The 21,532-nt window shown below is 69.3% G+C and carries 17 protein-coding genes and 1 tRNA gene; 11 read left to right on the top strand and 7 right to left on the bottom strand.

What is annotated here, in order from left to right; translation table 11 throughout:
• The first annotated feature begins 24 nt into the window (after positions 1 to 24).
• Together B3I25_RS04020 and B3I25_RS04025 are read left to right on the top strand one after the other, a co-directional pair.
• Positions 25 to 1,464, top strand: a complete 1,440-nt coding sequence (locus B3I25_RS04020; RefSeq protein ID WP_286737884.1) for an RNB domain-containing ribonuclease — start codon at positions 25 to 27, stop codon at positions 1,462 to 1,464.
• Positions 1,465 to 1,554: 90 nt separating this feature from the next.
• Entirely contained in the window at positions 1,555 to 1,848 is a 294-nt protein-coding gene (locus B3I25_RS04025) for an antibiotic biosynthesis monooxygenase family protein (protein ID WP_085106956.1), read from the top strand.
• On the opposite strand, the gene B3I25_RS04030 is transcribed toward B3I25_RS04025, so the two are convergent.
• Positions 1,788 to 2,819, bottom strand: a complete 1,032-nt coding sequence (locus tag B3I25_RS04030; protein ID WP_064847158.1) for a GlxA family transcriptional regulator — start codon at positions 2,817 to 2,819, stop codon at positions 1,788 to 1,790. The two genes, B3I25_RS04025 and B3I25_RS04030, sit on opposite strands and share 61 nt — an antisense overlap.
• Positions 2,820 to 2,976: 157 nt before the next feature.
• Between B3I25_RS04030 and B3I25_RS04035 the strand changes: the two genes are divergently transcribed.
• Positions 2,977 to 3,615 (top strand): HD domain-containing protein, encoded by a 639-nt coding sequence (locus tag B3I25_RS04035; RefSeq protein ID WP_286737887.1) that lies wholly within the window; start codon positions 2,977 to 2,979, stop codon positions 3,613 to 3,615.
• 16 nt (positions 3,616 to 3,631) lie between these two features.
• Here B3I25_RS04035 and B3I25_RS04040 read toward each other — a convergent pair whose 3' ends face one another.
• The gene (locus B3I25_RS04040) at positions 3,632 to 5,584 is read right to left on the bottom strand and encodes an ABC-F family ATP-binding cassette domain-containing protein (protein ID WP_064847156.1); all 1,953 of its coding nucleotides are present in this window, start codon (positions 5,582 to 5,584) and stop codon (positions 3,632 to 3,634) included.
• A gap of 164 nt (positions 5,585 to 5,748) precedes the next feature.
• Between B3I25_RS04040 and B3I25_RS04045 the strand changes: the two genes are divergently transcribed.
• From B3I25_RS04045 to B3I25_RS04060, 4 genes are all read left to right on the top strand, one after another.
• Entirely contained in the window at positions 5,749 to 6,480 is a 732-nt protein-coding gene (locus B3I25_RS04045; RefSeq protein ID WP_064847155.1) for a hypothetical protein, read from the top strand.
• 73 nt (positions 6,481 to 6,553) lie between these two features.
• A tRNA-Gln gene (locus B3I25_RS04050) sits at positions 6,554 to 6,625 on the top strand.
• 64 nt (positions 6,626 to 6,689) lie between these two features.
• Positions 6,690 to 8,165 carry a bifunctional UDP-N-acetylglucosamine diphosphorylase/glucosamine-1-phosphate N-acetyltransferase GlmU gene (gene glmU, locus B3I25_RS04055; RefSeq protein ID WP_414672685.1) on the top strand — a complete coding sequence of 492 codons (1,476 nt, stop codon included), beginning with the start codon at positions 6,690 to 6,692 and terminating at the stop codon, positions 8,163 to 8,165.
• A gap of 58 nt (positions 8,166 to 8,223) precedes the next feature.
• The gene (locus tag B3I25_RS04060; protein WP_064847154.1) at positions 8,224 to 9,204 is read left to right on the top strand and encodes a ribose-phosphate diphosphokinase; all 981 of its coding nucleotides are present in this window, start codon (positions 8,224 to 8,226) and stop codon (positions 9,202 to 9,204) included.
• 127 nt (positions 9,205 to 9,331) lie between these two features.
• On the opposite strand, the gene B3I25_RS04065 is transcribed toward B3I25_RS04060, so the two are convergent.
• Together B3I25_RS04065 and B3I25_RS04070 are read right to left on the bottom strand one after the other, a co-directional pair.
• Positions 9,332 to 11,029 (bottom strand): GH25 family lysozyme, encoded by a 1,698-nt coding sequence (locus B3I25_RS04065; protein WP_286737890.1) that lies wholly within the window; start codon positions 11,027 to 11,029, stop codon positions 9,332 to 9,334.
• Positions 11,030 to 11,193: 164 nt separating this feature from the next.
• Positions 11,194 to 12,672: a sugar transferase gene (locus tag B3I25_RS04070; RefSeq protein WP_286737891.1), complete on the bottom strand. Its 1,479-nt coding sequence runs from the start codon at positions 12,670 to 12,672 to the stop codon at positions 11,194 to 11,196.
• Positions 12,673 to 13,182: 510 nt separating this feature from the next.
• Here B3I25_RS04070 and B3I25_RS04075 point away from each other — a divergent pair.
• The gene (locus B3I25_RS04075) at positions 13,183 to 13,809 is read left to right on the top strand and encodes a 50S ribosomal protein L25/general stress protein Ctc (protein ID WP_064845257.1); all 627 of its coding nucleotides are present in this window, start codon (positions 13,183 to 13,185) and stop codon (positions 13,807 to 13,809) included.
• A gap of 182 nt (positions 13,810 to 13,991) precedes the next feature.
• On the top strand, positions 13,992 to 14,579 hold the full coding sequence (gene pth / locus B3I25_RS04080) for an aminoacyl-tRNA hydrolase (protein ID WP_286737892.1): 588 nt from the start codon (positions 13,992 to 13,994) through the stop codon (positions 14,577 to 14,579).
• 76 nt (positions 14,580 to 14,655) lie between these two features.
• On the opposite strand, the gene nhaA is transcribed toward pth, so the two are convergent.
• Together nhaA and B3I25_RS04090 are read right to left on the bottom strand one after the other, a co-directional pair.
• Positions 14,656 to 15,948: a Na+/H+ antiporter NhaA gene (nhaA, locus tag B3I25_RS04085; protein ID WP_064846889.1), complete on the bottom strand. Its 1,293-nt coding sequence runs from the start codon at positions 15,946 to 15,948 to the stop codon at positions 14,656 to 14,658.
• A gap of 115 nt (positions 15,949 to 16,063) precedes the next feature.
• Positions 16,064 to 16,564, bottom strand: a complete 501-nt coding sequence (locus tag B3I25_RS04090; protein ID WP_286737893.1) for a DUF2505 domain-containing protein — start codon at positions 16,562 to 16,564, stop codon at positions 16,064 to 16,066.
• A gap of 137 nt (positions 16,565 to 16,701) precedes the next feature.
• Here B3I25_RS04090 and B3I25_RS04095 point away from each other — a divergent pair, with 137 nt between their 5' ends.
• Positions 16,702 to 17,529 carry a sirohydrochlorin chelatase gene (locus tag B3I25_RS04095; RefSeq protein ID WP_286737894.1) on the top strand — a complete coding sequence of 276 codons (828 nt, stop codon included), beginning with the start codon at positions 16,702 to 16,704 and terminating at the stop codon, positions 17,527 to 17,529.
• On the opposite strand, the gene B3I25_RS04100 is transcribed toward B3I25_RS04095, so the two are convergent.
• Entirely contained in the window at positions 17,502 to 18,350 is an 849-nt protein-coding gene (locus B3I25_RS04100) for a uroporphyrinogen-III synthase (protein ID WP_286737896.1), read from the bottom strand. The genes B3I25_RS04095 and B3I25_RS04100 overlap by 28 nt on opposite strands.
• 258 nt (positions 18,351 to 18,608) lie before the next feature.
• Here B3I25_RS04100 and B3I25_RS04105 point away from each other — a divergent pair.
• The coding region (locus B3I25_RS04105) for a transcription-repair coupling factor (RefSeq protein ID WP_286737897.1) at positions 18,609 to 21,532 on the top strand (2,924 nt) is incomplete at its 3' end.

A 21,532-nucleotide genomic window follows, 5' to 3' on the forward strand; every position in this document is an offset into this window, starting at 1 on the left:
GAGCCCCCGGGTGAGGAGTCAGTCTTGGCCATCCGTCCGCAGCAGGCCCATCCCGTTCCCGAGCCACTCGTGCGCGCACTCGAGGCCCTGCGTCACGAGCTCAACATCCCCGACGACTTCCCACCGGCCGTGCACGACGCCGCCGTGGCCGCTGCCGCCGCACCGCGCCTACCGTCTCTGGACCGCACGGACCTCGAGCTCGTCACGATCGACCCGGAGGGCTCCCGGGACCTGGACCAAGCGGTGCTCATCGGCACCGCGGATACGGGTTTCACCGTGTGGTACGCGATCGCCGACGTCGCCGCGTTCGTGCACCCGGGCGATCCGATCGATGTCGAGGCCCACCGCCGCGGCCAGACCCTCTACGCCCCGCACCAGCGCACACCGTTGCACCCTCCCGAACTCTCGGAGGACGCCGCGAGTCTGCTTCCGCACACCGTGCGCCCCGCCGTGCTGTGGGAACTGGGGCTGGACGAACAGGGCGCACTCCGCAGCACATCGGTGCGGCGGGCCCTCGTGCGTAGCCGCGCCCAGCTGACCTATCGAGAAGTACAGGATCGGCTGGACGCGGGGACCGCGGGCCCGTCCCTCACACTGTTGCGCACCGTGGGGCAATTACGGGAACGGATCGAACGGGAACGCGGCGGGGTGAGCCTGCGCATCCCCGAACAGGAAGTGGTGATCGATCACGAGCAGTGGCGCGTGGTCCACCGCAGTGCGCTGCCCGTGGAGGGGTGGAACGCCCAGATCTCGCTGCTCACGGGCATCGCCGCCGCGCAGTTGATGCTCGACGCCGGCACGGGCCTGTTGCGCATCGTGCCCCGCGCGGCCGACTCTGCGATCCGCAAACTGCGGGCCACGGCGGCCGCCCTGCGCATCCCGTGGCCCGAGGACGTCAGCTACCCGGAATTCGTGCGCGCACTCGATCCGCAGCTCGGGACCCACGCGGCCATGCTGCACGCGTGCACCCTGTTGTTTCGGGGGGCCGGTTACGAGGCGTTCCACGGCGCGGCCCCGGAGCATCGCGAACACTCGGCCCTCGCGACGTCGTACGCGCACGTGACCGCGCCGCTGCGCCGACTCGTGGACCGCTACGGGAGCGAGGTGTGCCTCGCGATCAGCGCCGGGAACCCCGTTCCCGGCTGGGTGCTCGAGGCGCTGCCGCAGCTGCCGGCCGAGATGGAGGCGTCCGCGCGCAAGGCCTCGGCGTACGAGCGCGGGATCGTGAACATGGTCGAGACGCTGGCGCTGTCCGCGCACGTGGGCGAGGAATTCACGGCCACCGTGGTGGAGGTCAAGGACGACGGCGCTCGCGGCACCATCATCATCCGCGAACCCGCCGTTGAGGTCACCCTCAAGGCCCCCGATTTGCCGCTCGGCAAGGAGGTCCGGGTGCGTCTCGTGCGGGCCGACGTCGCGGAGGGCCGCGCCGAGTTCGAACTCGTGTCCGACGTCGCCGGGTGACGCCGCCTGGTCCGGAACCTCGTCGCAGTGACCGGTCAGGCGGTGTCGTTAGCCTGGGAGAGAAGTGATGACGAACGACAGGAGGCAGTCATGTCCGTGGTGAAGATCAATGCCATCGAGGTCCCCGAGGGTGCCGGCGCCGAGCTCGAGGCCCGGTTCGCGGCGCGCAAGCACGCGGTGGACGGTGAGCCCGGTTTCGAGGGGTTCCAGCTGTTGCGCCCGGTCGCGGGGGAGAACCGCTACTTCGTGGTGACCACGTGGGCCACCCAGGAGGACTTCGAGGCGTGGCGGGACGGTAATGCCAAGGCCGCCCACGCCGGGGGTCAGCGCAAACCGGTGGCCACGGGTGCGTCGCTGCTCGAGTTCGAGGTCGTGGACCTGTAAGGCTCCCGGACTGGATCGGTCGGGAAGCGGCCGCGGTAGTAGCTGGGCGTGACGCCGAAGTGCCGCACGAACGCGCGGCGCAGGGTTTCGTCCGTGCCGAAGCCGGACAGTCGCGCGGTGTCCATGACGCCGTGCCCGCGGTCCAGCAGAGATTTGGCGGTTTCGACCCTGACCTGTTCCACGAATTTCCCCGGCGATACGCCCAGCTCCGCGGTGAACAGCCGGCTCAGATGGCGCACGCTCATGTGCGCGCGCCGGGCCAGCTCCGCCACCGGGGGTGCGGCCGCGGGGTCGCTCACGATATCGGCGCATAGCTCGCGCAGGGGAGCGGACGACGGCGCGGGCCAGTCCAGCGCGGCCGAGAACTGGGACTGCCCTCCCGCGCGCTGCATGTAGACCACGAGTTCCCGGGCCACGCCGTGGGCCAAGTTCCGCCCGTGGTCCACGGCCACGAGTGACAGGGCGAGGTCGATCCCGGACGAGATGCCCGCGCTCGTGAACACGGCTCCGTCCCGCACGTACAGCTCGTCGGGGTGTACGGTCACTACCGGGTAGCGGCGGGCCAGCTCGGCGGCGTGACGCCAGTGGGTCGTGGCCCGGCGTCCGTCGAGCAGGCCCGCCTCGGCCAGCGCGAACGCCCCGGTGCACACGCTCGCCACGCGGTCGCTATGGTCGGCGACGGCGCGCACTGCCGTGACGACGCCGTCCGGCACCGGGCGCGTGGCGAGGGATTCTCCACCGGCCACCAGCAGCGTGCCGATCCGGGGTGCGCCCTCCAGATCCGCGAGTGATTCGGTCGCGATCCGCGCGCCCACCGACGTCTCGACGTCTCCGCCGGACGGCGAGACGAAGCGCACCGCGTAGTCGGCACCCGCGGAGTTGGCCGCGGCGAAAACCTCAGCGGGTCCGGAGACGTCCAGCAGGGTGACCCCGGGGAACAGCAGAACGACGACGTGATGGCGGGCTGTCATGTGTTCAGTATGTCCGAATCCGAGGGGTTCCTGTCACTGTGGACCTGGCGGACGGGTGTGCAGCGAGCCCACAATGGAGAGGTGGGGCAGCGCGGCTCCTCAGCTGCAGCGGCCCCTGCCCGCCCATGCACGGCCCGCCCAGAACAGGAGTCAGCTCATGACCGACACCATTTCCGGCATCTCCGTCCCTGACAGCAAACTCGCCCGGGAGATCACCGAGTACATCCGGGACAACGAGGACGACCTGCTCTACCACCACTCCCGCCGCGTGTTCTTCTTCGGCGCGCTCGTGGGGCAGGCCCACGACCTGAGCGTGGACCACGAGCTGCTGTATGCGGCGGCCATGTTCCACGATCGCGGCCTCACGGATACTTACTCCGACTCCATGCTGCGTTTCGAGGTGGACGGCGCGAACGAGGTCCGCGATTTCCTCCTGGAACGCGGTGCGTCGCAGGAGCGGGCGCACAACGCGTGGCTCGGGATCGCGCTGCACACGACCCCAGGGGTGCCCGAGTTCATGGCCCCGGAGATCGCGCTCGTGAGTGCGGGTGTGGAGACGGACGTGCTGGGCATGCACTTCGACGAGCTCACGGACGCCCAACGGCAGGCCGTGGTGGAGGTCCATCCCCGCCCGGACTTCAAGAACCAGATCCTCAAGGCGTTCAACGACGCCAACGTGCACCGCCCGCACTCCACGTTCGGGAACATGAACGCGGACGTGCTGGAGCACTTCGACCCGGAATTCAAGCGCGACAACTTCGTGGAGATCATCAAGGCGAATCCCTGGAGCGAGTGAGCTCCGGCTCGCTCGTCTACTCCAGCGCCTCGCCCAGCTCGAGCCATCGCAGCTCGAGTTCGTCCAGCTGCTCCTGCAGATCGGACTTCTGCGCCGCCAGCTTGCCGAGCCCTTCGAAGTCCGAGGGGTCCGCGGCGGCCATGGTCCCGTCCAATGCCTCGATCTGCTCGCCGAGTTTCTGCATCTTGCGTTCGACGGCGCCCAGTTCCTTCTGCGCGGCCCGCGCCTGCGCGCCGGACAGCCGCGGCTCGGAGGGGGCGGCGCCGTCGGAGGCAGGGGCAGTGCCAGAGGAGGAAGAGGACGCCGCAAGCGGGTTGGACGCCCCGGAGGAACCGGCTGCGGTGCCGGACGCCGCGGTCGCCGAGAGGTTGAGGTACTCCTCGACCCCGCCGGGCAGGTGCCGGAACCGGCCGTTGATTACCGCGTACTGCTGATCGGTCACCCGCTCCAGGAGATAGCGGTCGTGGGAGACCACCAGCAGGGTCCCGGGCCACGTGTCCAGGAGATCCTCCATGGCGGCGAGCATGTCCGTGTCCAGGTCGTTGGAGGGCTCGTCCAGGATCAACACGTTGGGCTCGTCCAGCAGGATGAGCAGCAACTGCAGGCGCCGCTTCTGTCCACCCGAGAGGTCCTTGACCGGGGTCTTCAGCTGCGCGGACGAGAACCCCAGCCGCTCGAGCAGTTGGGTGGGGGTCATCTCCTTGCCGTCGGTCACGTAGGAGGTCTTCTTCCGGGCGACGACGTCCGAGACCCGGTCGTTCGCGACGTCCTCGAGCTCGGCGAGCTGCTGGGTCAAGGTCGCGATCTTGACGGTCTTCCCGCGCTTGACCCGCCCCGTGGTGGGCTCCACGGCACCCGTGACGAGCCCCAGGAGCGTGGACTTGCCCGCGCCGTTGACGCCCAGGATGCCCGTGCGCTCCCCGGGGGCGATCAACCACGTGACGTCCTGCAGCACGCGTGTCCGCCCGGAGGCGCCAGGCGAAGAGGCGCCCGACGAAGCGGCAGTCGCGGCGCCGTCGTCGTCCGCGGAAGGGCCGGACGGACCGGACGAACCCGCGGAACCGGAAACGGCGGGGGAGGGGAACTCCACCGACACGTCCTCGATGTCCACCACGTCCTTGCCCAACCGGGACACCGCCATGCGGGACAGCGACACGGAATCGCGCGGCGGCGGGACGTCGGAGATCAACTGGTTGGCGGCGTCGATGCGGAACTTGGGCTTGGACGTGCGCGCGGGTGCCCCGCGGCGCAGCCATGCGAGCTCCTTGCGCATGAGGTTCTGCCGCTTCTGCTCCACCACGGCGGCCTGCCGGTCGCGCTCTACGCGCTGCAGCACGTACGCCGCGTACCCGCCCTCGAAGGGTTCCACGATCCGGTCGTGGACCTCCCACGTGTCGGTGCACACGGCGTCCAGGAACCAGCGGTCGTGGGTCACGACCACGAGCGCGCCGGCGTTCCTGGACCAGCGGTTGTTGAGGTGTTTCGCGAGCCACGTGATGCCGTCCACGTCCAGGTGGTTGGTGGGCTCGTCCAGGAAGATCACGTCCCAGTCGCCGGTCAGCAGGCTCGCGAGCGCGACCCGGCGGCGCTGCCCGCCCGAGAGCTGCCCCACGGGGGTGTCCCAGTCCACGTCCGAGACGAGCCCGGAGATCACGTCCCGCACCTTGGGATCCGCGGCCCACACGTAGTCGGGCACGTCCCCCACCACGGCGTGGCCCACGGTCTGGTCCGGGTCCAGCGTGTCGGCCTGGTCGAGCATGCCCACGGTCGTCCCGCTGCGCACGGTCACCCGCCCGGAGTCCGGTGCGATGCGCCCCGCGAGCAGTCGCATGAGAGTGGACTTGCCGTCCCCGTTGCGACCCACGATCCCGATCCGGTCGCCCTCGTCGATCCCCACGGTGACCGAGTCGAACACGGTCTTGGTGGGGTACTCGAGATGTAAGTTTTCTCCGCCGATCAGATGAGCCACCCGGCAAGGATACAAGCGCGCACCGACGGGCCGCGGCGTCGTCGTGCCGGCCGCGCGGCCCGTGACGCCGCCCCACACCCGGGATACGACGACGCCGCGACCGTGCCCGGGACGACTTGCCGCGGCGTCGTCCCCCGTCCCACGGGCGTGCGAGACTGTGTGCCATGCACGACGCAACAGGACGCGGGGAGACGCCCGTGGGAACCGTCCTGGACGATCCCCAGGGCCTCGCCGCGGCGGTGGCCCGGATCCGTGAGTTCCCGGGGCCGGTGGAGATCACGATCGGTGGGGACCACCCCGTGGGGCCGCACATGGGTTCGCTCGTGCGCCGCCAGGCCGCTCTACGCCTGCGCGAGGCCGGCGCGGAACCCCTGTTGTTGCGCGCGCCCGTGGCCGTGGACGACGACATCCCCGACGAGGGCGTGCTCGCGGCCGTGGACGACGCCCTGGAGCTGTGCCGCGGTGTGGGCGCCGGGTGGCTCGTGCTCGCCCTGGGCGGGGTGGCGCACCGGGGGCGGCAAAGGCGGCGGCTGTACTCGATGCTCGCCGCGCTCGCGGAAGCAGCGTCCCACCGCCAGGTCAAGCTCATGGTGCAGAACAGTACGATCGTGGAGGAAGTGGGCATGCTCATGGCCCTGCTGGACCGCGAGTACGACAACGGCACGCTGGACGTCACCGCCCCGGACGTCACCTCCATGGCGTGGGACGTCTCGCGTTCCCGGGCCGCCGGACAGGCCGACAACGCTGCGTGGGAGTACGTGCGCCGCGCCGCCGCACGCGCCCCCGTGCTCGTGCGCGGGATCACCGTGGAGGACGCCGAGACCCTGTCCCGGGGGCTCCCCGGATTCGAGGAGAACCGTGCAGCGGGGCGGGTTCTGCTCGTGCTGACGCGCTGAACGCAGATGATAAAGTGACGTCTCGTGCGTCCTCCCGGCGCACGCACATGTTGGCGCCCGCGGGTGACAACGCTCCGCCATGGTGTAATTGGCAGCACACCGGCCTTTGGAGCCGTGAGTCTAGGTTCGAGTCCTAGTGGCGGAACGCACGACACATCGAGGCGTAGATGGCCCCCACCGCCTCACGAGCAACCAGAGGAGTCTGCTCCGTGAGCACCATTGACACCGCGAGCACCGGGCAGAACCCCGCCGCCGTCATCGTCCTGGCCGCGGGTAAGGGCACCCGCATGAAGTCCAAGACCCCCAAGGTCCTGCATGAGATTGGGGGTCGTTCCATGCTCGGCCACGCCTTGAAGGTGGCCCGCGAGCTCGCGCCGCAGCGCATCGTGGCCGTGATCCGTCACCAGCGCGATCTTGTGGCCGAGCACATCGCGGCCGTGGATCCCGAGGTCCTGACCGCGGACCAGTCGGACGTCCCCGGTACCGGTTCCGCCGTGGACGCGGGCCTCGAGGTCCTCGACGCCGAGACCCCCGTGAGCGGCACTGTGCTGGTGACCTACGGGGACGTCCCCCTGCTCATGGTGGACACGCTGCGCGAGTTCGTGGCGCACCACGACTCCCACGGCAACGCCGTGACGGTGCTGACCGCCGATCACCCCGAGCCCGGCAAGTACGGCCGGATCCTGCGGGACGAGCGCGGCGAGTTCGCCGAGATCAAGGAGTTCAAGGACGCCACGGACGCCGAGCGTGCCGTGAGCGAGGTCAACTCCGGGATCTTCGCGTTCGACGCCGCGGTGCTGCGGGATGCGCTCTCCCGCGTGGACACCGACAACGCCCAGGCGGAGAAGTACCTCACGGACGTCCCGCGTCTCGCGCGCGAGGCCGGCCACCGCGTGGACGCCTTGAAGATGACGGATTACATGGAGCTCGAGGGCGCCAACGACCGCGTCCAGCTCGCGGCACTGGGGCACTACCTCAACCAGCGCACCCTGGAAATGCACATGCGCAAGGGGGTGTCCATCGTGGACCCCGCGACCACGTGGATCGACGACACCGTGGAGCTCGAGGCGGACAGCACCGTGCTACCCGGGACCCAACTGCACGGGCGTACGCGGGTCGCGGAGGACGCCATCGTGGGCCCCGACACCACCCTGACCGACGTGATCGTGGGCCGCGGAGCGCACGTCACGCGCACCCACGGCAGCGATTCCGAGCTGCGCGCGGGCGCCACGGTGGGCCCCTTCGCGTACCTGCGCCCCGGCACGGTCCTGGGCGAGGACGGCAAGATCGGCACGTTCGTGGAGACCAAGAAGGCCACGATCGGACGCGGCTCCAAGGTCCCGCACCTGTCCTACGTGGGGGACGCCACGATCGGGGAGAACTCCAACATCGGCGCGGCCTCGGTCTTCGTGAACTACGACGGCGTGGCCAAGCACCACACCAGGATCGGCAACGACGTCCGCATGGGTTCGGACAACATGTACGTGGCCCCCGTGACCGTGGGCGACGGCGCCTACTCGGGTGCCGGGACCACCGTGCGCAAGGACGTCCCCGCCGGGGCCCTGGTGCTCACGGAGGGCAAGCAGGTCATCGTGGAAGGATGGGTGCAGGAGCACCGTCCCGGAACCGCGGCGGCACGCGCGGCCCAGGCCGCTCAAGACTCTGACCGCGACGACCACGCCTGAGTCCGGGCGCACGGCACGCGAGCAGTGATCCACAGGAATTCAAGGAAAGCGAGTTCACATGACCGGCATCACCAACACGGGTTCGAACCGCATGGTTCTGCTCTCGGGTCGGGCCCATCCCGAGCTCGCCAACAACATCGCCCGTGAGCTGGGCACCGAACTGGTCCCCACGGACGCGTACGACTTCGCGAACGGTGAGACCTACGTGCGCTTCGGTGAGTCGGTGCGCGGCGCGGACGCGTTCCTGATTCAGTCCCACCCCGCTCCCATCAACCAGTGGTTGATGGAGCAGCTCATCATGCTGGACTCCCTCAAACGGGCATCCGCCAAGTCCATCACCGTGGTCAGCCCGTTCTACCCGTACGCGCGCCAGGACAAGAAGCACCGCGGCCGCGAGCCCATCTCCGCTCGCCTGATCGCGGACCTCTACAAGACCGCGGGCGCGGACCGGCTGATGTCCGTGGACCTGCACACCGCGCAGATCCAGGGTTTCTTCGACGGACCCGTGGACCACCTCATGGCCATCCCGCTGCTGAGCGACTACGTGCGCTCCGTGGTGGATGTGGACAACGTGACCGTGGTGTCTCCGGACACCGGCCGTGTGCGCGTGGCCGAGCAGTGGGCCGAGCGCCTGGGCGGTGCCCCGCTCGCATTCGTGCACAAGACCCGGGACATCACCGTGCCCAACCAGGCGGTGTCCAAGGAGGTCGTGGGCAACATCAAGGGCCGCACGTGCGTGCTGATCGACGACATGATCGACACCGGCGGAACGATCACCGGCGCCGTGAAGGTGCTCAAGGACCAGGGCGCGAAGAACGTGATCATTGCGGCTACGCACGCCGTGTTCTCCGGTCCCGCCGTGGAGCGGTTGTCCTCGTGCGGGGCGGACAAGGTGGCCGTGACCGACACCCTGCCCGTGCCCCCGGAGCACCAGTTCGAGAACCTCGAGGTGCTCTCGATCGCCCCGCTGATCGCCCGTGCCATCCAGGAGGTCTTCGAGGACGGATCGGTCACCAGCCTGTTCAACGGCCGCTCCTGACAACCGCCGGTGACCGCTACGACGCGGTTTCCGGTACGACGAAGGCCGGGACGGCACACGCCACCCCGGCCTTCGTCGTACTCGGGAGTCGTGGTGTCCGGGGCGCATCACCCCGGACACCACGGCATCACAACCGGCTGATCCGGGTCCCGCCGTAGACGGTGTTGTACCCGATCACGTATCCGTTGGAGAACTGCTGACGGATCTCGTAGCCCGCGCGGTACTCGTCGGTCGTGGGATAGCCCAGGCCGCGCTCCATACCGGACTTCGCCCAGCGCTGACCGATCGCGCCGTACTCCTTGATCGCGCGCGAATCCGTGCGCGGGGACCACATGAGCTTGGTGGACTTACCGGACGGGGTACGGAAGACCTGGTAGGCCCCGCCCGCCAGCGAGCGCTCCTCGGTGATCGGGAAGCCGTAACCGCGTTCCCGTCCGGCGCCGATGAACTTCCCGCCGATGCTGCTCGTGTTGCGCACCATGTGCCCGCCCGTGGTGCGGTGCCAGTACGCGGTGGACTTCACGCCGTTGCGCACGAACTCTTGGTACCGGCCGCCGTTCGCGGCGTTGGCCTCGGGGCCCACCGGGGTGCCCCACTTCGCGGCGCCGCCCGTGGCGCGGTAGATCGCGCCGATGCCGCCGGCCACGGAGTAGCCGGTCGCGCGCCCGCCCAGCGGCTTGTAGTTCGACGACGACGCCAGGGCCTGCAGCTGCGCCCACGAACCGCCGTACACGTTCGAGTCACCCGAGAAGGGCCCGCTATCCGTGTACTGCCAGATGTCGTAGCGCGACCAGCCATTGGGGTACCACTGGGGTGCCATGACGCCGTAGGACGCGAGGTGCAGGGGGTGGTCGTTGAACTGCGCCGTGTTGCCCGTGCAGGTCTGCCACCAGTCCGCGGTCGTGTAGATCGCGGGCAGTCGACCAGTGCGCTGCTTGTAGCGGTCCGAGAAGGACTTGATCCACGCGGTCATCTGCGGCTGGGACATGTTGTAGCACGTGCCACCCAGGGAGGCGTACGGGTTGTACTCGATGTCCAGCAGGCCGGGCAGGGTCTTGCCGTCCGAGGACCAGCCGCCGCCGTTGTTGATGAAGAAGTCCGCCTGGGCGGCACCCGAGGACTGTGAGGGCAGCGCGAAGTGGTACGCGCCGCGGAACATGCCCACCTCGTACGAGCCCGTGTACTGGTCGTCGAAGGCCTCGGAGTGATAACCGGTCCCCTCGGTGGCCTTGACGTAGGCGAAGCGTGCGCCAGCGGCGTATTCCGCGCTCCAGTTCACGGCAGGCTGCCACCCGGAGACGTCCATGCCCTGGATCCCGGTCGGGATCCAGTTGTTCTCCCGGATCACGAGGGACATGGAACCGGCCGGGCCGATGCCCGTGGTGCCCGCGGCCTGCGCGGCGGCACTCGCGGTGGCCTTCGGGTTCGCGCTCGCGGACGGCGTGGCGGGGGTCTTGGGCGACGGCGCCGCGGTCGACGGCGCGGCGGAGGGTTTCGCCGCCTCGGGGCCCAGGACGTTCTCGGCCACCTTGTCGAGTTCCTTCTCGGACGCCTCCGAGAGGTTGGTCGTGGTCGCCATGGACTTCATCTTCTGGCCCATGGTCGCGCCGGGATTCTTGTCACCGGTCTTGGGCGGGGCCGTGGGCAGCTGGGGGTCCTTGACAACCGTCTCGAGTTCGTGGGTTTCCACGGAGACCACTTTCCCCTTCTCGGGATTGAGGTTCTCCGCGGGATCGTTGGCCGCCGTGGCGGGCATGAAGGTGGTCAGTGCCAGGACCGCGGCGGTCACGGCAGCGGGCAGCACTGATTTTCGGGGGGAGATCATACGCGTAGCCTTTACTGCGTGTGGGGGGAGCCACTCGTTGGGGGAAGGCGAGCGGCCAGGGGGACGCACTAGAAAGTGTAAGTGGTCACCCAGGAATTCGATGTATCTCACACGTAACGGGCATCACGATTGCATTTCGAGAAGAAATACTTCTGATTTCGACCTCAGTAGGCGCCTTCGGATGCGAAGACCGCACGCACGGTCCGCAACATGATGATCAAGTCCTGCACCGGCGACCAGTTCTCCACGTAGTACAGGTCCAGGCGCACGGTCTGGTTCCAGTCGAGGTCCGAGCGACCGGAGACCTGCCACAGGCCAGTGATCCCGGGGCGCACACGCAAGCGGCGGTAGACGTGCTGCTCGTACTTGTCCACCTCGCTGGCCAGCGGCGGGCGGGGCCCCACGAGGGACATGCTGCCGTTGAGCACGTTGATGAACTGCGGCAGCTCGTCCAGGCTGAACCGGCGCATCCACTTGCCGGGTGCGGTCACGCGGGGATCGTCCTTCATCTTGAAGAGCACGTCCCCCTGGGACTCGTTGGCGGCCATCAGGGCGGCCTTGCGTTCCTCGGCGTCCGTGTACATGGAGCGGAACTTGAGCATCCGGAACCGGGTGCCGTCGATCCCCACGCGCTCCTGCGCGAAGAACGCGGGACCGCCGTCGTGAGCCTTGACCAGGATGCCCAGCACGAGCATGACGGGGAAGAGGATGATCAGCGCGGCCAGGGCCCCGGTGACGTCGATGATGCGTTTGACGATCTTCTTGGCCCGGGTGAAACGCGGCGTGGCCACGTGGATCAGCGGCAGACCCACGAGCTGCTGGGTGTGGATGCGGGGTCCGGCCACGTCCGTGAGCCCGGTGTTCATGACCAGTCGGATCCGCTCGTCCGCGAGCGCCCAGCCCAGGTGGCGGATCTCGGTGGTGTTCAGGGGCACCGCGGCGGCCATCACGAGCGTCTCGATGTCGTGCTCGCGGCACGCCTGCATGATCCCCTGGACGCTCGGGCGTTCCTCCGGCGCGAGTGCGTTGACGGGCACCCGCACGGAGTGCAGGGACTGCGGCAGCTGGTGGTGCGAGGTGGGCATGTAGACAGCCACGGGGTTGAACCCCGCGTCCGGCCGGCTCTGCAACTCACCCACGAGTTCCACCGCACCCGGGAAACGGCCCACCACCATGGTGCGGGACATGTTGAGCCCGTTCTTGCGCCGCTGCATGAGCTGACGCCGCGCCCACATGCGTCCTGCGAGAAGGGTCAGGGTCCCCAGGGGCAGCGCGATCAGGATATACCCGCGCGCCGTGGGCACGTTGAAGGCGTAGGAGGCGATGGCGATCGCGGCGAACAGCGCGAGCGAGGCCGTGACGAGCTGCTTTGCCTCCTCCGCGCCGTTACCGATCAGGCGCACACCGCGAGTGCCGCGCAGCTCGAGCCACAGCCACCACCCCACGGCCAGCAGCAGCCCCACGAGCCAGTAGGGCACGGGCAGCACGTCCACCTGCAGCAACCCCTGCAGCCAGCCGAACCGCAGGGCCTGGGCCGCGGCGAGCGCGAGCACCAGGGACAAAGCGTCGTAGATCCTCAGTTTCGTCTGGTAGCTCTCGCGCCACGACAGGTGCTTGTGTTTCTGGCTTGCATGTTGGAACACGGTCGACGAACCTTCCCCCAAAAACCGTTCGACGGCGAGACGCCCCACGCGCTCGCTCCGATGCGTGGACCGTTCCCAACGAGTCCCCGCACCGCGGTGTTCATCTCCCCCGAGATTTACGCCCGCTAATCAGTCAACATACCCTCTCACCTGCCCGAATACCCCCTAAATTCATGAATCGGTACAGAATTGAGGACATGTGACGCTCTTGACGGGGCCGCGTCGTCGCCCGCTTGGGGGTCAAACCCGGAGGCGGTGCCGGGGGTGGGGCACGTGCTATCGTGGGCCCGTTGCCAAGGCGAGGGGGCGGTCGTCCCGCCCCGTTATCGACGACGGCTTGTGGATCCTTACGATCCATCGCGACCGGTGAGTGCATCCCGGGCGGTGGGCGAGTGGGTACCGCACCACGTCGGTCGTAACAACGTTCGGGACGCACGGTGCGAGCACCTCCACCGTGACTCGGACGGTCTGACGGTAACCAACCAGACCCACGATCGAAGGAGAACCACCATGGTGGACGTCATCACCATTCCCGCGACCCTGCGCACCGAGTTCGGCAAGGGCTACTCCCGCCGCGTGCGCGCCAACGACCAGATCCCCGCCGTGATCTACGGCCACGGTGCCGAGCCGCTGCACGTGATCCTGCCGGGCCACGAAATGATGCTCGCGTCCCGTAACTCCAACGCTGTGCTCGAGATCGACGTGGACGGCGAGGGCCACCTCGCGATGATCAAGGACGTCCAGCGCCACCCCGTGCGCCCCGAGATCCTGCACATCGACCTGCTGACCGTGCGCCGCGGTGAGCGTGTCGAGGTCGAGGTCCCCGTGACCGTCGAGGGCGAGGTCGCCGCGACCGCCGTGCACAACGTGGAGGAGAACGTCCTGCTCGTCGAGGCCGACGCGCTGAAGGTTCCCGAGAACGTCGTCGTGGACATCGAGGGCCGCGAGGCCGGCGAGCACGTCTACGCCGCGGACGTGACCCTGCCCTCCGGTGTCACGCTCGTGTCCGACCCCGAGCTGCTGGTCATCAACGTGTCCGAGCCCGTGGAGCAGGACCTGGGTGAGGAGCCGGAGGCCGAGGACGCCGAGGGCGAGACCGCGCAGGAGTCGGCCGGGGAGTCCTCGGACGACGAGTGATCCGAGTGATCGCCTGTCCGTAACGGGTTGAGGCGATGTGATGAGCGGCGGCAAGCACCACGTGTGCCTGCCGCCGCCGTCGTCCCCGGGTCCGGACACGGCCCCGGCAACGAACAATCCGACACCCGATACGGTGCGGGACGAACGAGCGGGGCCGCCCCGCCCGGAAGAAGGGACACGAGATGACGCAGCGCACGCTGGTCGTGGGACTGGGCAACCCGGGGGACCGCTACGCGGGGACCCGGCACAACATCGGTGCCATGGTCGTGGCCGAACTCGCGCAGCGCGCCGGCGTGAAACTCTCCGCCCACAGGGCGCGTGCCGCCGTGGCGGAGACCCGGATACGTCCGGGGGCGCCGCGACTCGTGTTGGCCCAGCCCCTGAGCTACATGAACGTCTCCGGGGGGCCCGTGAGCGCGTTGGCCAAGTACTATTCCCTGGGCGCGGACGAACTCGTGGTGGTCCACGACGACGTCGACCTGCCCTTCGGCGCCGTCAAGCTCAAGTGCGGTGGCGGGGAGGGCGGTCACAACGGGTTGCGGGACATCACCAAGGCCATGGGCGGGCCCGGTTACGCGCGGGTGCGCGTGGGCGTGGGTCGACCCCCGGGACGCATGGACACCGCGGACTACGTGCTCAAACGCTTCTCCGGCGCGCAGGCGAAGGAGCTGCCCCTGCTCGTCTCCGACGCCGCCGACGCCGTCGAGATGCTCAGCGAGCGGGGCTTGACCGCCGCGCAGCAGTACTTCCACCCGCGCAACCCGGCCTGACCGCCCGGCACGAGTAACGCGCCCGCTCCCCGGATCGGGGGAGCGGGCGCGTCTCTTGTGCAGCGGTGTGTGGGCGTCAGTCCAGGGTGTCCGGGTCGTGGCCGGCTGCGCGCATCGCCTTGTATTTCTTGTTGCGCGTGGCCACGAGAGCGCCACCGATCAGCGCGGCGAGCAGGGAACCGCACAGGATGCCCACCTTGGCGTGGTCACCGTGGGGGCTGCCCTCACCGAAGCTCAGTTCGCCCACGAGCAGGGACACCGTGAACCCGATGCCCGCGACGATCGTCATGCCGAACATGTCGAACCACGTGTAGTCCCGGTCCTTCTCCGCAGACGTGAAACGGTCCATGAGCCACGCGGCACCGAAGATGCCGATGGGCTTGCCGAGCAGTAGACCGGCCACGATGCCCAGGGCCACCGGGTCCGTGGCGGCGGAGGTCACACCGTCCCAGCCGCCCACGGCCACACCCGCCGAGAAGAACGCGAAGACGGGGATCACGAAGCCGTTGGACAGCGGACGGAAGCGGTGTTCGAGCGCGGGTGCCAACCCCATGCGCGGGTCCTCCTGACGGATGATGCGCGGCTTCTGCTTGAGCACGGGGACCATGAAGCCCAACAGGACGCCCGCGATCGTCGCGTGGATCCCGGACTCGTAGACCAGCCACCACGTCACCACACCGATGGGCAGCAGGATGACCCACGCGGCCCAGTGCCGGGCCATGAACCACCCCATGAACTTGTGGGTGAGGAACCAGTACAGTGCCAGCAGCACCGCGGCCCCGCCCAGGAACGGGAAGTTCACGCTCTCGGTGTAGACGAACGCGATGATCGCGATCGCGATGAGGTCGTCCACGACCGCCAGGGTCAACAGGAACGTGCGCATGGCCACGGGAAGGGATGAACCCACGACCGCGAGCACCGACACCGCGAAGGCGATGTCCGTGGCGGTGGGGATCGCCCAGCCGTGCAGCGCGGTGCGCTCCGAACCGGCGGCCAGGTTGACCCCCAGGAAGATCAACGCGGGAACGAGCACGCCGCCGCACGCGGCCACGACCGGCAGGATCGCCTTACGGATGTTGTGCAGTTCCCCGTCCACGAACTCGGCCTTCAACTCCAACCCCGTGAGGAAGAAGAAGATCGCGAGCAGCCCGTCCGAGGCCCAGTGCCCCACGGTGTGCTGCAGCCCGGCCACACTCGGGCCCACCTCGGTGTCACGCAGCCCGAAGTAGACCTCCCCCCACGGGGAATTGGCGATCACGAGGGCCAACACCATGGCGATCAGAAGGAGGAGACCGCCGGTGGTGTCCCGGCGGAGGAAATTCGTGAAGGATCCACCGGAACCGGAGGACGTCTGCGTGTCTGTGCTCAAGACAAGGAACTCCCGTCACGTGGTTCAGAGGTGAACCGCGGTTGTCGAGTAGGACGAAGGATGGCCGGGCGGGCACCGATGGTTCCCGCCCGGCCATCCTAGACCCGCAAGGCGCTCAGTTCTTGGCGATCCACGCCTCGGCCTGGCGGGCCTGCAGGGTCAGAGCCTTGCCGATGTAGGGCTCGGCGGCCGCGGCGATCTTCTTGCCCACGAGCGGGATGTTGGCCTGCACCTCACCGGTGACGTCCACCGAGGTCTCGTTCTCACCCAGGGGCTTGATGGTCTGGTGCGCGGTGGCTCCCACGGGCAGACCGGCCACTTTGATCTCGGTGCGCACGGTACGGGAACCGTCCGCGGCGGGGGCGTCGTACGTATCCACCTGGGTGAGCTTCACCCCGCCCTTGACGAACTTCTGCGCCACGTCCGGCAGCCTGTCCGAGCCCATGCTGCGTACGGTGCTCGCGGTGAACGCCGTGGAGGTGTCCCCGTTGACCTCGAAGGACTCGAACTGCGTCCCGGCCATGTCGCTCACGTGACGGACGAAGGCCTCGTCCACGAACGTGGCCAGGACGGTGTCCACGGGGGCCTTGATGGTGGTGGAAGCGTTGACGGACATGGTGCTCCTCAGGGTCGTCGCCGAATCGTCGGTTTCCGCGCGCCATGGGACACGGTGCGCGGGCTGCCCTCATCCTAGTCATCGGTCCCGCGACCGCGGCCTCCCGGATGCGCCGCGCAAGCCGGGAAACCGGCACAATGGACTATGTGAACCCGCATCCCGCCTCCGCTCCCGTCCTGCTCGCGTGCGCCCACGGGACCCGCGACGAGCGGGGACAACGCGCCGTCGCCGCCATGGTCGAGCAGGTGCGTGCGGCCCTTCCCGAGGTGGACGTGGTGGACACGTGGGTGGACGTCCAGGAACCCGACCTGGTGGCGCGCACCCGGGAACACGCCGAGCACCCCGCGGTGGTCGTGCCGCTGTTGCTCTCCGCCGGGTACCACGTGTTCGTGGACATGGCCCGGGCCGTCCAGTCCTCACCACAGCACGTCGTGGCCGCGGCACTGGGCCCCGACCGGCGCCTGGCGGGCGTGATGGCCCGGCGGCTCACCGAGGCGCTCGACGCCGCGGGCGCACCCGGTCTCGCACCGGCCGATCGCGTGCTCATGGTCGCGGCGGGATCCTCCGATCCCCGTTCGCGGGACGATTGCGAGCTCATGGCCCGATACCTCGGCGATGCACTGGGCACGCCCGTGACGGCCGCCTACCTCTCAGCGGCGCGGCCCTCGGTTCCCGATGCCGTGGCCGCCGCGCGCGCGGAGCTCGGTCAACACTCCGAACGGCCCGGCTCCCACGGTCGAGCATCGCGCCCGTACGCAGCGCAGAGCTCGGAAACCACGCCAGCCGATGCCGGGCGCGTGCTGCTCGTCCCGTACCTCCTGGCGCCGGGCTTCTTCCACGGTCGCGTCCTCACGGCCGGCGGCGACGTCGTGGCCGAGCCGCTGCTCGTCCACCCCGGATCGGTGCCCCCGGAACTCATGGAGCTCACTGTGGAGCACTACCGCGAGGCGGCCTCCCGCGCGTGATCGCACACGGCCTTGACCATGGCCCCCAGGCGGAACCGCTCGGGCACCACGGCGTTCGTGATGCCCGCTTCCTCGAGCGGTTGTACACACACCGGCCCGATCGCCACCGCGGTGCACCGGCCCTCGCGTAATGCGCCCACCAACTCGTCGTACGCGCCCACCGAGCGAGCGGCGTCGAACAGCGCGTCCACGGCGGGCGCGGCGGTGAACGTGACGTAGTCGATCTCCCCGGCCACGACGTCGCGTACGAGCCCGGCCAGTCGGGAACCCTCGTCCGCGGACTCCCACTGATAGGGCGCCACCACGCGCACCGCGATCCCACCCGCGCGCAACCGCTCGAGCTGCTCCTCGTCCGTGGTGCCGTGCACCTGCACGGTCACGGTCGCGGGGCGCTGCGCCGCGGGATCCCCCGCGAGCACGCGGCCCACGAGTTCCGCGGTGCGCCCGGACGCACCCGTGTACGCGCACGTCACGCCCTTGGCCTGCAACTGCCCCCGGGCCTTCGCTCCGCGTGCCATGACGACGACGCCGCGCAGCGTTTCCAGCAGCTCGTCACCCAGCCCTTCCTGCTCGGCCACGCGCAGCCACCGGTCGAAGCCGTAGCCCGTCGTGACGAGCACGGCGTCCGGGGGAGTCGCGATCGTCTCGCGCACGGTGGCCAACACGGCGTCGTCCTCGTCCACCGGGGCGAGCTTGAGCGCGGGCGCGTGGAGCACACGTGCCCCGTGGCGTTCGAACGCCCCGCCCTGCTCGGCGGCGCGGCGATGCGCGGTCACGGCCACGGTCAGTCCGGTCAGGGCGGGGTGTTCAGCTGTTGTCATGTCTCCAGGGTACGAGCGGGCCGCCCGGTGCGAGTCCGGCCGTGGGAACGGGTGTCGGGTCCGCGCGCTCGCGTACGGGGCTGACCTCGCGTGAGTCCGGCCGACCCGGTGCACTTCTTGCGAGGGCATGTTCCGGACGGGGCGCTCGCGGGGGATCGTGTCCGACGTCCCGAGTAGGCTGTAGCGCGTTCCGTCGCGCCCGTCATGGGCGCGGGGCCACAGGTCCCGATCACCGCACCCACCAGGAGTCAGCCACCCATGTCCCTGACCGGTCTGCTCACCGCGCTCTCCGAGGACCGCAGCTTCGCGAACATCCGCGCGCAGGCCGCCCGGCCGCTCACGGAACGCTCCGCCGAGACGATCATCAGCGCGACCGACGGCTTGCGCGCGCCGGTGCTCGCGCAGATCGCGCGGGGGCTCGCGGACGGGGCCGGGGCAGCGTCGTCGTCCGACGGGGCCAAGGGCGGTTCCGCAGGGTCCACCCCGATCCTGCTTGCCGTGACCGCCACGGGACGTGAGGCCGAGGAACTGCAGTCGGGGCTCGCGTCCTACGTGCCCGCCGAGCAGATCGCGAACTTCCCGTCCTGGGAGACCCTGCCGCACGAACGACTCTCGCCGCGCTCGGACACCGTGGGTCAGCGATTGAGCGTGCTGCGGCGCCTGGACCACGCGCAGGACGGGGAACAGCCGCTGCGCGTGGTCGTGGCGCCGGTGCGTTCGGTGCTGCAGCCCGTGGTCGCCGGGCTGGGTGCCATGAAACCGGTGACGCTGCGCACGGGCCAGGAGTACGACTTCCAGCAGCTCGTGGCACGTCTTGCCGGGGCAGCGTATTCGCGCGTGGACATGGTGACCCGCCGTGGTGAGTTCGCGGTGCGCGGTGGCATCATCGACGTCTTCCCGCCCACCGAGGACCACCCGGTGCGCGCGGAGTTCTTCGGGGACGAGCTCGACGAGATGCGGTGGTTCGCGGTCGCGGACCAGCGCACGCTGACCGATGCCGAACACCCGTCCGTGATCGTGGCGCCGCCGTGCCGCGAACTGCTCATCACCCCGTCGGTGCAGTCGCGCGCCGCCAAGCTCAAGGAACAGCTGCCGGGCGGGCGCGAGATCCTGGAGCGTATTGCTGGCGGGCAGTACGTGGAGGGCATGGAATCGCTCGCGCCACTGCTCGCGGACGAGATGGTCCAGCTCATGTCCCTGCTGCCCGAAGGCTCCATGACCGTGGTGCTCGAACCCGAGAAGGTCCGGGCCCGCGCGCACGACCTCGTGGCCACCAACCAGGAGTTCCTCACGGCCGCGTGGGAGTCCGCCTCGGGCGGCAACGACGCCCCGCTGGACCTGCACGCCGCGCTCGACGCCGACGACGGCGCGTCCCGCACGCTCGCCGCCGGGTCCTTCCACACCGTGGGGGAGGTCCGGGAACTCGCGCTCGACCGGTCGGTGGGGTGGTGGTCCGTCACGGGGCTCAACGTCAACGCCGTGACGACCTCCCAGATCGACGCCGACACCGCGGACGAGGAGGTCCGACTCGCGGACACCGACGCCGACACCCTGACCGTCACGGCGCGCGAACCCACCCGGTTCTCGGGGGACGTGGAGGCCATGCTGCGCTTCCTGGGGGAGCGCGTGCACGACGACTGGCGGGTCGTGCTCGTCACGGACGGCCCCGGACCGCTGCAGCGGCTGAGCGAGCTGCTGCACGGGGCGGAGATCCCCGCCGCCCGGTGCGACAGCCTCACGGAGGTGCCCCGGGCCGGTCTCGTGGAACTGACCACGGCCCGCGCCGGACGCGGGTTCGTCATCGAGGCCACGCGCACCGCCCTGTTGACCGAGGCGGACGTGCTCGGGCGTTCCACCGCCTACGACAACCGGGCCCAGCGCAAACTGCCGCAGCGGCGCAAGCGCAACCAGGTGGACCCCCTGGCCCTGCAGAAGGGCGACTACGTGGTGCACGAGCAGCACGGGATCGGGCAGTTCATCGAACTCGTGCAACGACCGATCGCCGGGGCCATGACTGCCCCGGGTCAACCCAAGCCCGTGCGCGAGTACCTCGTGCTCGAGTACGCGCCGTCCAAGCGCAACGGTCCCCGGGACCGGTTGTTCGTGCCCACGGAGCAGCTCGACCAGGTGAGCACGTACGTGGGCGGGGAAGCGCCGTCGTTGTCCAAGATGGGTGGCGCGGACTGGAACAAGACCAAGCGCAGCGCCAAGAAGGCCGTCAAGGAGATCGCCAACGAGCTGATCCGGCTGTACTCGGCGCGCATGGCGTCCAAGGGGTACGCGTTCGGCCCGGACACCCCGTGGCAGCGCGAACTCGAACAGGCCTTCCCGTACGTGGAGACCCCGGATCAGCTCACCACGATCGACGAGGTCAAGGCGGACATGGAACGGCCCATCCCCATGGACCGGTTGATCTCCGGGGACGTGGGCTACGGCAAGACCGAGGTCGCGGTGCGCGCGGCGTTCAAGGCCGTGCAGGACGGCAAACAGGTGGCCGTGCTCGTGCCCACCACGCTGCTCGCCCAGCAGCACACCGAGACCTTCGCCGAACGCTTCTCGGGCTTCCCGGTGCGCCTGGCCACGCTGTCCCGGTTCCAGAGCGCCAAGGAGTCCAAGGCCACGCTCGAGGGACTGCGCTCCGGCGCGATCGACGTCGTCATCGGGACCCACCGACTGCTCTCCAAGGAGACCCAGTTCAAGAACCTGGGCCTGGTGATCATCGACGAGGAACAGCGTTTCGGCGTGGAGCACAAGGAGAAGCTCAAGGCCATGCGCACGGACGTGGACGTCCTGGCCATGTCCGCGACCCCCATCCCGCGCACGCTGGAGATGTCCATGACGGGCATCCGTGAGACCTCCACGCTCGCGACCCCCCCCGAGGAACGCCACCCCGTGCTCACGTACGCGGGGCCCTACACGGACAAGCAGGTCTCCGCGGCCATCCGGCGTGAGCTCATGCGCGAGGGCCAGGTGTTTTTCATCCACAACCGTGTGTCCTCGATCGAGGCGCAGGCCAAAGCGCTCGCCGAACTCGTCCCCGAGGCGCGGATCGCGGTGGCCCACGGGCAGATGAGCGAGTCGCGCCTGGAGCAGATCATCGTGGACTTCTGGGAGAAGAAGTTCGACGTCCTGGTGTGCACCACCATCGTGGAAACGGGCCTGGACATCGCCAACGCCAACAC

Source organism: Kocuria sp. UBA1838, assembly GCF_002338785.1.
Classification (GTDB): Bacteria; Actinomycetota; Actinomycetes; order Actinomycetales; family Micrococcaceae; genus Kocuria; species Kocuria marina.